A 12,896-nucleotide genomic window follows, 5' to 3' on the forward strand; every position below is an offset into this window, starting at 1 on the left:
GGTGCCCTGGGCGACGACGTCCCCGGGCACCGGCCGCCACCGCCATCTCATCCTGTCTCCGACTGCGAGGTTCGCGGCCATGCGCCCTCCCACTTCCTCGGTTCCCTACCGCGCCGCCGGCGTGGCGCTCGTGCGCGCCGTCGCCCGCCCCGATCTGCGGGTTCCCGCGTGGCCGGACCTTGACGGCGACGGCCCCTCGGCAACGGGCCGCCGCACGCGATGGTTGCGCGCGGTGTGGGCGGACCAGCAACTCGCCCAGGCCCTCGCAGTGGCCAGCCCGGTCCTCGCCCGTCGCGTCGCCCAGCTGACCGCCACCCCGTCGCCCGAGCCACGGGACGTACGGCGTGCCGCTCTCTCCACCGCCCGCTATCTGGCTCGCGCAACCGGCCGTCCCACCCCGTTCGGCTACTTCGCCGGCGTGCAGGCAGCGTCGTTCGGCCCGACCTGCGAACTGCGTTGGGGCCACGAGCACCACGTGGTCACCCGCCCCTCGGCCGCCCGGCTCGCCCGGGCGATCGGGCAGCTCGAGCGCTGTCCCACCCTGCTGGCCCGTCTGGACGTGACGGCGAACTCCACCGTCCAGGTACGCGGTGATCGTCTCGTCGTCCCCCACCGGCCGCTCGACCGCCCGGACGGCGGCACGGCTGCGGCCGAGACGACCCTGCGCCACACCCGTCCCGTCTCCTTCGCCCTCGCCGCCGCCCGCCGACCGATTCGCTTCCAGGAGCTGGCCGACAAGGTCCAGGCCGAGTTCCCCACCACGACCGTCGAGCAGATCACCGGCCTCCTGTCCGAACTCGTCGCCCACCAAGTGCTCATCACGAACCTTCACAGGCCGGCGACCGACACCGACCCGGCCTGTCGTCTCCTGGTCACCCTGGAAAACGCAGGCGCCGACGAGGTCGCCGAAGCGGCCGAGCCCCTGGCGGACCTACGCGCCGCTGCTGCCCCTGGGCACGGCATTCTCTCGTCGGCCGTGGACTTGCGGCTGGACGCCGACCTCGTCCTCCCGCGCGCCGTGGCCGACGAGGCCGCACGCGCAGCCCACCTGCTCGCCCGACTCAGCCCCGCTCCCAACGGCACCGCGGCCTGGCGGGCCTACCACCAGCGGTTCTACGAGCGCTACGGCCGCGGCACGCTGGTTCCGCTGCTCGACGTGGTGGCGGACAGCGGGATCGGCTGGCCCGACGGCTACCCCGGCGCCCGGCCCGCCGAGAAGCCGCGCTTCGACAAGCGCGACGAGGCCCTGGCCTCCCTCGCCCAACGGGCCGCTCTCGACAACGCTCGCGAGACTGTCCTCGACGAGGCACTGCTGGCCACTCTCGACCGGGGCCCGGACGCACCCCGCCTGCCTCCGCACCTGGAGATCGTCGCCCGTGTCCACGCCCTCAGCCAGGAAGCGGTCGAGAAGGGCGAGTTCCGGCTGGAGGTGGTCTCGGCGTCCCGGGCCGCCGGCGTCTCGGTCGGCCGCTTCCTCCACTTCCTCGAACCCGGGCACCGGGCGGTGTTCACCGATCTGCTGAGGAACCTGCCGACGCTGGACGAGCACGCCGTCACCGCGCAGCTCTCGTTCCGGCCGCTGGACGCGGCGACCGGACACGTCGCCCGCAGCGTGGCGACCGGCCAGCTGGTGATCAGTCTCGCCGAGCACCGCCGCGCTGCCGACGGCGTCCTCTGCCCCGAAGACCTGGCGGTGGGCTGCGACGGACGGCGCATGTACCTGACAGCACCGGAGCTCGGTGTGCGAATCGAGGCCGCCCCCACCCACGCCCTCAACCTTCACCACCACACCCCGCCGCTCGCCCGGCTGATCACCGAACTGTCCCGCGCCCAGACGGCGCAGGTCACCCGCTTCGACTGGGGCGCTCTCCACGCGCTACCGTTCCGGCCGCGGTTGCGACACCGGCGCGTCGTCCTCTCCCCCGCTGCCTGGCGGCTCACCGCCACCGAACTCCCCGCCGACGACGTCCCGCAGCGATTGTGGGACGGAGCCCTCGCCTCGTGGGCGGAGCTGCGTCGCGCCCCGCGGCACGTGCTGCTGGCCGCCGACAGCCAGGGCCTGCCCCTTGACCTCGACCGCCCCGGCCACCGCGTCCTGCTGCGTGACCGCCTGCGCTCCGTCCGGCACGCGGTCCTCATCGAGGAACCCGACCCGGCCGACCTCGGCTGGGCCGGCGGACGGGCTCACGAGATCGTGGTCCCCGTCACCGCCACCCACGCCCCGGCCTGGCCGTGCCTGCCCAAGCCCACCCCTGCCCGCGTCCTGAAGCGGGGCCACGGCGACGCCCCCGGCGCCTCCCGCGTGCTCCTCGCCTCCCTCTACGGCGACCTGGAACGCCAGAACACCGTCCTCGCCCGGCACCTGCCCGACCTCCTGAAGCGACTCGGGCACCCGGAGTGGTGGTTCGTGCGCTTCCGTGACCCGCGCCAGCACCTGCGGTTGCGCGTCGCCCTGCCCGACCCAAGCGACTTCGGCTCCAGCGACAGCGTGATCAGCACCTGGACCGCCGAACTCCACCAGGCCGGGCTGCTGTCCGAGGTCGTGTACCCGACCTCGTACACGGAGACCGGACGCTGGGGCGAGGGCCCGGCATGGGCCGCGGCGGAAGAGGTGTTCCGCGCCGACTCCGCCGCCGTCCTCACCCAACTGTCCCAGCCCGCAGGGCCCGGTCGGCAGGCGCTGCTCGCCGCCCACGCGGTCGCCGTGGCCACCGGGTTCACCGGTTCCGCCGCCGCCGGGCTGCGCTGGCTCGTCGACAACGTCCCCGCCCAGGCGCCGGCCCCCGTGCCCAGGCCGGTCTTCCGTGAAGCCGTGCGCCTGGCCGACCCGGCCCACGACTGGGCTGCGCTACGCACGGCGCCCGGCGGTGCCGCGATCGTGGATGCCTGGTCCGTACGCCACCGGGCGCTCGACTCCTACCGCTGCTTCTTCCCCGGCTCGCACACCGAAGGCGTGCTGGCGGACGACGTGCTCGGCTCCCTGCTGCACTGCAGCTTCGTCCGCGCGCACCGCATCGACTTCGACGACGAGGCCCAGGTCCTCTACCTGGCCCGCGCCGCCGCCCTCGCCCGCCTGTCGCGGGACGGTGACCGGTGACCATCCCTCACCCCTCTCTGCGGTTGTCCGACCGGATCGCCGAACTCCTCGCCGACCCCGAGGCCGTAGCGTCCGCCTGGTCGTCCCGCCCGCAGTGGCGCCAGTCCCTCGCCCACGGCGCCCCCGGCGTCGCCCTGCTCCACATCGAACGCGCCGCCACCGGCCGGGGCCCGTGGGAACCGGTACGCGCCTGGCTCGCGGTCGCCGCCGACGCTCCGGTCACGAACGGAGCTGACAGCTACCTGTACTACGGTGCTCCCGCACTCGCGCACACCCTCGCCTGCGCTGCCCAGGCCCGCCCCTGCTCCTACCAGCGCGCCCTCGCCCACCTCGACCAGGCTGTGGCGGCCGATGCCACCAGGCGCTGCGACGAAGCCCTCACCCGGCTCGATCGCGGCGACTTGCCGGCGCTGGCCGAGTTCGACGCGATCCGCGGACTGGCCGGCATCGGCGCCGTCCTCCTACGCCGTACCCCCGACGGCGAGACCGTCCGGCGGGTCCTCAGCTGCCTGGTCCGCCTGACCGATGACGTCGAGCACGACGGCAGGTTGCTGCCCGGCTGGTGGACCCCGCACGGCCCCTCCGGCAGGCCCGACGAGCGGTTCCCTGGAGGGCACGCCAACAACGGCCTCGCACACGGCGTCGCGGGTCCCCTCGCCCTGCTCGCCCTGGCTCTACGCCGCGGTGTGCAGGTCGACGGCCAGCGCCAGGCGATCGGCACGATCACCGCCTGGCTGGAGCGCTGGCGCGACGGCCACGCCTGGCCGCACTGGATCACCCGCGGCCAGCTGGACGCCGTCGCCCGCGGCCCGTTGCCCCCGCAGCGCCCGAGCTGGTGCTACGGCACCGCCGGCCTCGCCCGCGTCCAGCAGCTCGCCGCCCTCGCCCTCGGCGACCAACGCCTGCGCCACCAGGCCGAAACCGACCTCGCCAGCGCGCTCGCGGACCCGAAGGCGCTCGCCGCGACCACCGACCTGTCCGTCTGCCACGGCTACGCCGGGCTCGCCCACATCGCCCACCGCGCTGCCGACGACGCCCTCCCACACAACGCAGTCCGGCTGCGCTCGGCCGCCGCCCTGCTCCTCGACACCGCCCACCCGCCCCGTACCGACCCCGACACGCAGGCACGCCGGCTCCTGGCGACGGCGGGCCCCGCCTTCCTCGAAGGCGCGGCCGGCACGGCCCTCGCCCTGCTCGCCCCCGCCACCGGCGCCGCGCCTGCGACCCGCTGGGACGCCTGTCTCCTGACCGCCTGACCAAGGACCGTTTCGATGACCACCGGCTGGATCCAGCACGACCTCACCTTCCCCGACCTTGCCACCGTCGAACAGATCACCGCCCACCGCCTGGCCCCCGTCCTCACCTACGGCCAGAACTCCGGCGCGCTGAACGGCTGGTGGTACATCCGCAAAAAGGGGCTGCGACTGCGCTACCGCGCCGCCGACCCCGCCCTCGTCATCACCGCGCTCCTCGACGTGCTCGCCGAGGAGGGACTCCTCACGGGCTGGGCCACCGTGATCTACGAACCGGAAACCGAGGCGTTCGGCGGCCCCGACGCCATGGAGATCGCCCACCGGCTCTTCCACACCGACAGCCGGCACCTGATGGCCCGTACCGCCGAGCCCGACCCGCCCGCACTCGGCCGGACCGAGACCCTCGTCGTCCTCGTCTCCGCCATGCTCCGCTCCGCCGGCCTCGACTGGTACGAACAGGGCGACGTCTGGGCCAAGTTCGCCGAACTGCGACCCGAGCCGCCCGCCCTCGCACCCGTACGGGCAGCCCCCCTGACCGCCGCGATGCGCCGCCTGATGACCCTCGACACCCGCCGACTCACCCACCCTGGTGAACCGCTCGCCGGCCAATCCGACTGGGTCGACGCCTTCGAGAAGGCCGGACAGGACCTCGTCCGCCTGGCGCGCGACGGCCGCCTCACCCGCGGGCTACGCGCCGTCCTCACCCACCTGATGATCTTCCACGCCAACCGCGCCGGCCTGCCGGTCGAGCACCAATCCGCCACTGCTGCACGCGCGTTGGAAACCGTCTTCCATTCCGGCGAGGGCCCCACGCCCTCGCAGCCCACCATCCGCACAACCACTAGGGTCGCCGACGTGACTACTCTCAGCAACAGCGCCGTCACCTCCGCGGAGCAGCTGCGCAACAGCCTCACCGACCGTCTGCTCGCCCAGAAGCACATCACCAGCACCTCGGTGGAGCGTGCCTTCCGCACCGTTCCCCGCGAGCACTTCCTGCCCGGCTTCCCTCTGGAGGCCGCCTACGCCGACAACCCCACCTACATCAAGACCGACGGGTCCGGCACCCGGATCAGCGCCGCCTCCCAGCCCGCCATCGTCGCCCTGATGCTGGAGCAGCTCGACGCCCGGCCCGGCCAGCGCGTCTTCGAGGCCGGGGCCGGGACCGGCGTCAACGCCGCCTACCTGGCCACCATCGTCGGCCCCGACGGACACGTGGTCGCCGTGGACGTGGACGACGACCTCGTCGACGGCGCCCGCCGGCATCTCGGCGATGCCGGGATCACCAACACCGACGTGGTCCTCGGCGACGGCGCCCTCGGCCACCCCGACGGCGCCCCGTTCGACCGACTGATCGCCACCGTGAGCACCAGCGAGGTGCCCACCGCCTGGCTCCGGCAGGTCAAGCCCACCGGACGGATCGTCCTGCCGCTGCGTCTGCGCGGCACCGCCTCGCGCACCATCGCCTTCGAGCGCGGCGAGAACGGCTGGGTGTCCGTCGACGACCAGCTCGCCGTCTTCATGCCGCTGCGCGGCAGCATGGACGACGCCCGCCGCACCGTCGCCCTGACCCACCAGGGCGACGTCACCCTCCAGGTTCACAAGGACCAGAGCGACGCGGTCCACGCCGACCTGCTGCTCGGCGTCCTCGACACCGAGCGCCACGACGTCTGGACCGGCGTCACCATCCCGGCCGGCACCACCTACGAGTACCAGGACCTGTGGCTCGCCCTCACCCTCCCGAACTCCGTGATGCGGATGAGCGTCACCGGCACCGCCCGCGAACGCGGCGTGAACCCCATGTTCGGCTGGGGCGCCATGGCCACCGTGGACGCCGCTTCCATCGCCTACCTCACTCTGCGCCCCGGCCCACCCGACACCGACGGCCGCAAGACCTACGAGACCGGCGTCATCGGCCACGGCCCGACGGGCGCCGCCCTCGCCGACCTCGTCACCGACCAGATCCGCACCTGGAACACCGGCTACCGCAGCCGGAAACCGCGCTTCGAACTCCCTGACTCCCCCGCCACCACTGCCCCGGCCGCCGGCCGCTTCTTCCTGGACCGCCCCCACCACCCGATCACCGTCATCTGGGAGTAACCCGCATGCACCCGACCGGACCGATCGCCCGGCGGTTCCCGCTGGTCGCACGCCACCGGCCCGCGTGCCTGCCCCTGACCGCCCGTGTCGGCCGGCTCACCGAGCTGGCCGACACAGCCTCCCGGCAGGACGATCCCAGCCTCGCCTCCGCCGTCTTCAACCAGGCGGCCCTCCTCGCCTCCGACCTCGCCCTGCCCGGCTACGCCCGCGAGCTCTGCCACCGCCACGCCGCCCTCCACCTCACCCGCGGCCTGCTCCCCGCGACCAGCGCCATCCACTTCCTCGAACCCGTCGTCAACCTCGCCCGCCTCCACATCCGCGCCGGCCACCACCAGCACGGCCACCAGCTCCTCCTCGACCTCTACCGAGCCGTCACCACCGCCACCGAGACCACCCTCGACGGCATCACCATCCCCACCCGCCTCACCCAGACCACCGAGCAACAGCATGAAGTCCGCCGGTGGCTGTGGCGCGTCCTCATCGCCGACGGCACCCGCGCCCTCACCACCGCCGGCCGCTGGACGGACGCCCTGCGCCACATCGAGCAGCACCGCGGCATCGGCCGGCGCATCCTCGACGGCCGCCAAGTCGCCGTCCTCGCCCACGCCACCGCCAGCGACCTCCCCGGCGCCCTCGCCCTGCTGGCCGACACCGAGCCGGGCGCGCCCTGGGAGAACGCCGTCACCGCCGTCCTCACCGCCCTGTGCCGCCCCGGCGACCGGCCCGCCGTCGAAACCGCGATCGACCACTGCCTCGCCCTCGAACCCGATGAGGGCCTGGCCGTCTTCACCACCCGCCTCGCCCTGACCGCGATCGACACCGCCGGCCCGGACACCCCCGCCTCCCGAGACCTGATCGAGCAGCTCTCCCACCGAGCGGGTGAAACGGGCGACGGCTACGCACTGCGCGACCTCCTCACCCACCCCGGTGTCCGTGACCGCCTCGGACCCGGCCGGACAGCCGAACTCGCACAGACCCTCGCCGCCTGCGCACTCGGCTCCGCCACCCTCTCCGAGCCCCTCCGCGACCAGCTGGAGGCCGCCCTCGCCGCCGCCCAAGCGGTACTCGAAGCCTCCCCTCCGGACCCGGTCCCACCCGCAGGAAACCCGTTCGGGAAGCACACCCCCAGAACAGCACACAGCTGAAGCAGCCTTCGGAGCTGCATCAAACGGGCGAGAGTCACAGGACAGCAACTCACGGGACGGGCGCGAGGCTCTCACGAGCTACTACACATCGACGGTCTGACCAGGCATGCTGCCGAGTCGATCCCCGCTGGCGCCTGATCGTCCCTCCAGAAGGGACGGTTGAGGACCGGGAAGGGCTGATCCGCCGCGCCCCGGACGGCACCCGACCGGCCGGATCCGCGGGGCCGGCCCCGCCGCGGTAGGTGTAGGAGACGTACTCGGCGACGCCCTCCCGTACGCGAACCGGCCTCGGTCGTCGCGTGGCTGGAGGCCCTCATGGAACGGACGGTGTTTGGTCCGGAGCCTCGGGCGCGCGACGAAGACCCATTCCGGCACCCGGCACCTCCCGCTCCAGGGCCTCCTAAGTACATTTCATACATTGGGAGTTGATGCTACTTTCCATGTACTGATGCAACTCAGGGAGGGGTTGAAGTGAAGGTCACGTTCATCCAGGTGGAGGGCACGGCAGAAGAGCTGGACGCGTCCGACGTGGGAAGGCAGCTCATCGCCGCGATGGGAGTGAGCCCGACGCCCGCCAGCCGTCCCAGCGCAGGGGAGGACGCGCCGGTCGGGGGCAGCTGGCAGTCGCTGCCGATTCCCGGCCTCGCGGCCGAGGGCCAGGCGGAGGTGAGGAAGATGCTGACCCGGAACCCCGCCGCGGAGCAGTTCGTCGCGTTCCTCGAGGAGACGACGTCGTGGCCCAACGCCGCGCTGCACGGGGTCAAGCGGAAGACCCACCAGGAGGGAGAACCCCTCGACTACAGCGACTACCTGCGCCTGCGACGGCAGGGAAGCCAGCTCGGCGGGTTCGCGTACGTCTACGCCGACACCGGCGTGGTCAACCTGCGGCTCAACTACGACAGCGACGCCGCGATCCTTCACGGCATCGCACCGGACGCCTATCTCGTCCCCAAGGGCCACCGGGCCTACCGGGTGAGCGTGCAGATCACGGACGAGAACACGCTCCGCCAGGCACTCGAGCTCGCCGAGATGGCCTACAAGCTGACGTAGCCCAGGATCGTGGCGGTCAGGCCGAGCCCTGATCCGCCACCAACGTCCGTGTCCTATCCGGCAGTTCTTCGGGCGCCGCCGCGCCGAACGGCTGGGGTCAGGACCCGGCGGGCCGCCTCCTGCCGGTCGACGTGCAGTACCCGGGCGAGCCCGTCGAGCATGATGACGGGCTCGCCCTTCGCATAGTGGAGGGCCTGGCCTCAGAGGTCCCCGGCGCCCGCCGCCAGCTGCTCCCGGTCGTAGGAGTCGCGCGAGCGGGCGATGGCGTCGCGGTGGCGTTCCGCCCAGGCGGTGAGGCCCTTGAGGGAGGCGTAGAGTTCGGCGGCCATCTCGGTGCCGCGGTACTCCACCTTGGGCGGCACGGTCGCGTAGACGGTGCGTTCGATCAGTCCGTCGCGTTCGAGGTTCCGCAGTGTCAGGGTGAGCATGCGGCGGCTGATTCCGGGTACGGACCGTTCGAGTTCGGTGAAGCGGACCGGGCCGTGGCTGAGGTTGAGCAGGATCCCGATCGCCCACTTGCCGCTGATCCGGTTGAGCGCCTCCAGGACGGTGCACGCCTCGCGGGCGGGGGCCGGGTCGTCGAGGCCGCCGGTCTCGTCGATGTCCTCGATCACATCGTTGTTCCCCAGGAACATGAAAGTGCCTCCTTACGGTGGACTTGATGGTCACACATGATGGTCGCTGTAACAAGAAGTGCCCTCAGGGAGCGCGGGCGCCACCGGGCGCCCCTCCCGGGCCATTCCCCCGAAGGACTGCTCCGATGACCACGCAAGCCCCGCCGTCCCTCCAGCCTTCCAGGTCACGCTGGTTGGCACTGGGGCTCCTCTGCACCGGCAACCTGATGATCATCCTCGACGGTTCGATCGTGACCGTCGCCCTCCCGACCATCCAGACCGACCTCGGCTTCACCCAGTCCGGCCTGGCCTGGGTGGTCAACGCCTACCTCATCGCCTTCGCCGGGCTGCTGCTGCTCTCCGGCCGGCTGGGCGACCTGCTGGGCGGCAAGCGCGTCTTCAGCGCGGGCCTGGGCCTGTTCACGGTGGCCTCGCTGGCCTGCGGCCTGTCCTCCTCCTCGACGGCGCTGGTGGTGTTCCGGTTCGTCCAGGGGGTCGGCGGGGCGCTCGCCTCGGCCGTCGTCCTGGGCATGATCATCACCCTGTTCCCCGACGCCGGCGAGCGCGCCAAGGCACTGGCGGCGTACGCGTTCGTCTCCGCGGCCGGCGCCTCGCTGGGCCTGATCCTGGGCGGCGTGCTGACGCAGAGCTTCAGCTGGCCGTGGGTGTTCTACGTCAACGTGCCGATCGGCCTGGTGGCGCTCGTGCTGACGCAGAGCGTGGTGCCCGGTGGGAAGGGAGCGGGGCTGCGCGAGGGCGCCGACCTGATCGGTTCGGTGCTCGCCACCGGCGGTCTGATGCTGCTGGTCTACACGATCATCAAGGCCGAGGAGTACACCTGGGGCGACGCCCGCACGCTGGGCCTGCTGGCCGGCTCGCTGGTACTGCTGGTCGGTTTCGTGGTCCGCCAGGCGTACGCGGCCAAGCCGCTGCTGCCGCTGCACATCTTCCGCTCCCGGGCGGTCTCCGGCGCCAACGGCATCATGGTCCTGATGGTCGCCGGCCTGTTCGGCTACCAGTTCTGCACCGCGCTCTACTTCCAGAACGTCCTGGGCTACGACGCCCTGAAGACCGGGCTCGCCTTCCTGCCCGCGCCGGTCACCATCGCGATCGTCTCGCTGGGCTTCGCGGTCAAGCTGAACCAGAAGTTCGGGCCCCGCCGGGTGCTGGTCGTCGGCCTGCTGCTGGTGGCCGCGGCGCTCGCGCTGCTGGCCCGGGTGCCGAGCGACGGAAGCTTCCTCGCCGACATCGTGCCGCCGTTCGTGCTGCTCGGCCTCGGCTTCGGCGCGGCCATGCCGGCGCTGATCGGCCAGGCCATGTCGGTCACCTCGCCCAACGACGCCGGCATCGCCTCCGGCCTGGTGAACACCACCCAGCAGGTCGGCGCCTCGATCGGCACCGCCGTGCTCGCCACGGTGGCCGCCTCCCGCACCGCGACGCTGCTCGGCGAGGGCGACAGCAAGGTGGCGGCGCTCACCGGCGGCTTCCACCTCTCCTACGGGCTCAGCGCCCTGTTCGTGGCGGTCGGCGTCCTGGTGGCCGCCTTCGTCCTGCGCAGCCCCGCGGACGGCGCCGAGAACGCCCCCGAGTCGGACCTCAAGTCTGCGGACACCCCCGTACCGCACGTTTGACGGTCCCCGTGCGGCCGTTCCGGAGGGCCTCCCGGAACGGCCGCACCACCCTGACGGCGCGCACCGCCGCCGGGGCCGCACCGCACTCCGCACCACGTCGGAGCACCGTGTCGGAGCACCGCGTCGGAGCACGCCGGCCGAGCACGTCGGCCGAGCACACCCACGAGGATCCCGCCGCGAAACCCGCGGGCCCCGGGAAAGGGCCCGCTTAGGGGGACGGTCAGGGGGGTCGGATCCGGACGGAGCCAGCAGACTCGTCGCATCGTCCGCGGCCGGGTCCATCAGCGTCTCCCCCGCGGGGTGGGCGGGCCTCACGCCGCCCACCGTTCCCCGCCTCGCGCAGGATCGAGAAAGAACCCATGTACACCAGACGCCGTTTCCTCCGTCTCCCGGTCACCCTGACCGCCGCCGCCGTCATCGGCCCCGCCGTCCTCACGGCCTGCTCCGACTCCTCCGCCCCGCCCTCCGCGAAGAGCGCCGGCGGCGGCACCCTGCGCTACGGCGCCGCCGTCGAACCCGACAGCTGGGACCCGCACGCCGCGTCCACCGCCGTCACCGGGCGGCTGCTGCGCCCGGTGCTGGAGTCGCTGGTCGCGATCGCTCCGGACGGGACCGTCAAGCCGTGGCTGGCCGAGTCGTGGACGGTCTCGCCCGACGGCCTCACCTACACCTTCACCCTGCGCAGCGGCGTGACCTTCAGCGACGGCACCCCGTTCGACGCGGCGGCGGTGAAGGCGAACTTCGAGCACGTCACGGCGGCGAAGACGGCGTCCAAGCGGGCGGCCGGCCTGCTCGGCCCGTACAAGGAGACCGAGGTGGTCGACCCGCGCACGGTGGCCGTGCACCTGACGGCCCCCCACGCCTCGTTCCTCAACTCGGCGGGGAGCACCTTCCTCGGCTTCCACTCCCCCGTCGCGCTGCGCGACCACGCGGGCGACCTCTCCTCCGGCGGCGCGTTCGTCGTCGGCACCGGCCCGTTCACCTTCGAGTCGGTGACGCCGGGTCAGCAGGCGGTGTTCAAGCGCCGCTCCGACTACGACTGGGCCCCGCCGACCGCCGCCCACCAGGGGCCGGCGAAGCTGGAGAGCATCGTCGTGCTGCTGCTGAAGGAGGACGCCTCCCGGGTCGGCGCCCTGACGTCCGGTCAGGTCGACGCCGCCGAGCTGATCCCCGCCAACCGGCTGGCCGGCCTGCGCGGCCGCAACGGCGTCGAAGTGGTCCGCAAGGCGGTCCCCGGCGTCCCCTACACCTACTACCTCAACACCGCCCGCGCGCCGTTCGACGACCCGCGCACCCGGCAGGCCGTCCGGCACGCCATCGACTTCGCCGGGATCGTCAAGGGCGTCTTCCAGGGCGAGTACGAGCAGGCCTGGGGGCCGCTGGCGCCCTCCACCCCCGGCGCCGAGCCGTCGTTCGCCAAGCCGGCCTGGGAGTACAGCAAGGAGAAGGCGGAGAAACTGCTGGACGAGGCCGGCTGGACCGGGCGGGACGCCGACGGCTACCGCACCAGGGACGGCAAGCGCCTCAGCGCCGAGCAGCCGTACGTGCAGACCTTCGTCTCGGCCCAGAACCACACCTTCGACGTGGGCGTGCAGGACGCGCTGAAGCAGGTCGGCATCGAGCTGAAGCTGGTGCCGCTGGACTCCGCGGGCTCCATCGGGCGCACCGGCAAGGGCGACTACGACGTGTTCGCCTTCGCCTGGCAGGGCTCCGACCCGGTCCTGCTGGGCAGCCTCTACCACTCCAAGTCCCAGTTCGGGGGCGGCGGGGCGAACGGCAGCCGGGTCAAGGACGCCGAGATCGACGGCTGGCTGGACGAGGCCGAGGCGACCGTGGACGCCGAGCGGCGCGCCGAGCTGTACCGCAAGGTCCAGCGGAAGATCGTCGAGCAGGCGTACTCCTTCCCGGCCTACATCGCCACCATGGACGTCGCCCGGCACGGCAAGGTGAACGGGCTGGTCCTGGACGTCGACGCCAACACCGACTTCTACGGCATCGGGGTGGCCTGA

The 12,896-nt window shown here is 72.7% G+C and carries 8 protein-coding genes; 7 read left to right on the plus strand and 1 reads right to left on the minus strand.

The genetic code is table 11. The features are described from left to right. Positions 1-79 precede the first annotated feature (79 nt). From ACLWS4_RS31815 to ACLWS4_RS31835, 5 genes are all read left to right on the plus strand, one after another. Positions 80-3,097, plus strand: a complete 3,018-nt coding sequence (locus tag ACLWS4_RS31815; RefSeq protein ID WP_416875941.1) for a lantibiotic dehydratase — start codon at positions 80-82, stop codon at positions 3,095-3,097. After that, the gene (locus tag ACLWS4_RS31820) at positions 3,094-4,353 is read left to right on the plus strand and encodes a lanthionine synthetase C family protein (protein ID WP_416875942.1); all 1,260 of its coding nucleotides are present in this window, start codon (positions 3,094-3,096) and stop codon (positions 4,351-4,353) included. Before ACLWS4_RS31815 ends, ACLWS4_RS31820 begins: the two co-directional genes overlap by 4 nt. 15 nt (positions 4,354-4,368) lie before the next feature. After that, positions 4,369-6,447: a methyltransferase, FxLD system gene (gene fxlM / locus ACLWS4_RS31825; protein ID WP_416875943.1), complete on the plus strand. Its 2,079-nt coding sequence runs from the start codon at positions 4,369-4,371 to the stop codon at positions 6,445-6,447. 5 nt (positions 6,448-6,452) lie between these two features. Then, positions 6,453-7,592 carry a hypothetical protein gene (locus tag ACLWS4_RS31830; protein WP_416875944.1) on the plus strand — a complete coding sequence of 380 codons (1,140 nt, stop codon included), beginning with the start codon at positions 6,453-6,455 and terminating at the stop codon, positions 7,590-7,592. A 471-nt stretch (positions 7,593-8,063) separates the two neighbouring features. Continuing rightward, positions 8,064-8,642 carry a hypothetical protein gene (locus ACLWS4_RS31835; RefSeq protein WP_416875945.1) on the plus strand — a complete coding sequence of 193 codons (579 nt, stop codon included), beginning with the start codon at positions 8,064-8,066 and terminating at the stop codon, positions 8,640-8,642. A gap of 200 nt (positions 8,643-8,842) precedes the next feature. Here ACLWS4_RS31835 and ACLWS4_RS31840 read toward each other — a convergent pair whose 3' ends face one another. Next, positions 8,843-9,277 (minus strand): winged helix-turn-helix transcriptional regulator, encoded by a 435-nt coding sequence (locus tag ACLWS4_RS31840; RefSeq protein WP_416875946.1) that lies wholly within the window; start codon positions 9,275-9,277, stop codon positions 8,843-8,845. A gap of 125 nt (positions 9,278-9,402) precedes the next feature. Between ACLWS4_RS31840 and ACLWS4_RS31845 the strand changes: the two genes are divergently transcribed. Together ACLWS4_RS31845 and ACLWS4_RS31850 are read left to right on the plus strand one after the other, a co-directional pair. Next, positions 9,403-10,887, plus strand: a complete 1,485-nt coding sequence (locus ACLWS4_RS31845) for an MFS transporter (protein WP_416875947.1) — start codon at positions 9,403-9,405, stop codon at positions 10,885-10,887. A 359-nt stretch (positions 10,888-11,246) separates the two neighbouring features. Next, positions 11,247-12,896, plus strand: a complete 1,650-nt coding sequence (locus ACLWS4_RS31850) for an ABC transporter substrate-binding protein (RefSeq protein ID WP_388046822.1) — start codon at positions 11,247-11,249, stop codon at positions 12,894-12,896.

Origin of the sequence: Kitasatospora sp. SC0581 (assembly GCF_048159585.1) — a bacterium.
Classification (GTDB): Bacteria; Actinomycetota; Actinomycetes; order Streptomycetales; family Streptomycetaceae; genus Kitasatospora.

What these genes read in the sequence shown, in the direction of transcription:
- ACLWS4_RS31815 (WP_416875941.1), top strand. Translation starts at nt 80, where the DNA reads ATGCGCCCTCCCACTTCCTCGGTTCCCTACCGCGCCGCCGGCGTGGCG.
- fxlM (WP_416875943.1), top strand. Translation starts at nt 4,369, where the DNA reads ATGACCACCGGCTGGATCCAGCACGACCTCACCTTCCCCGACCTTGCC.
- ACLWS4_RS31830 (WP_416875944.1), top strand. Translation starts at nt 6,453, where the DNA reads ATGCACCCGACCGGACCGATCGCCCGGCGGTTCCCGCTGGTCGCACGC.
- ACLWS4_RS31840 (WP_416875946.1), bottom strand. Translation starts at nt 9,277, where the DNA reads ATGTTCCTGGGGAACAACGATGTGATCGAGGACATCGACGAGACCGGC.
- ACLWS4_RS31845 (WP_416875947.1), top strand. Translation starts at nt 9,403, where the DNA reads ATGACCACGCAAGCCCCGCCGTCCCTCCAGCCTTCCAGGTCACGCTGG.
- ACLWS4_RS31850 (WP_388046822.1), top strand. Translation starts at nt 11,247, where the DNA reads ATGTACACCAGACGCCGTTTCCTCCGTCTCCCGGTCACCCTGACCGCC.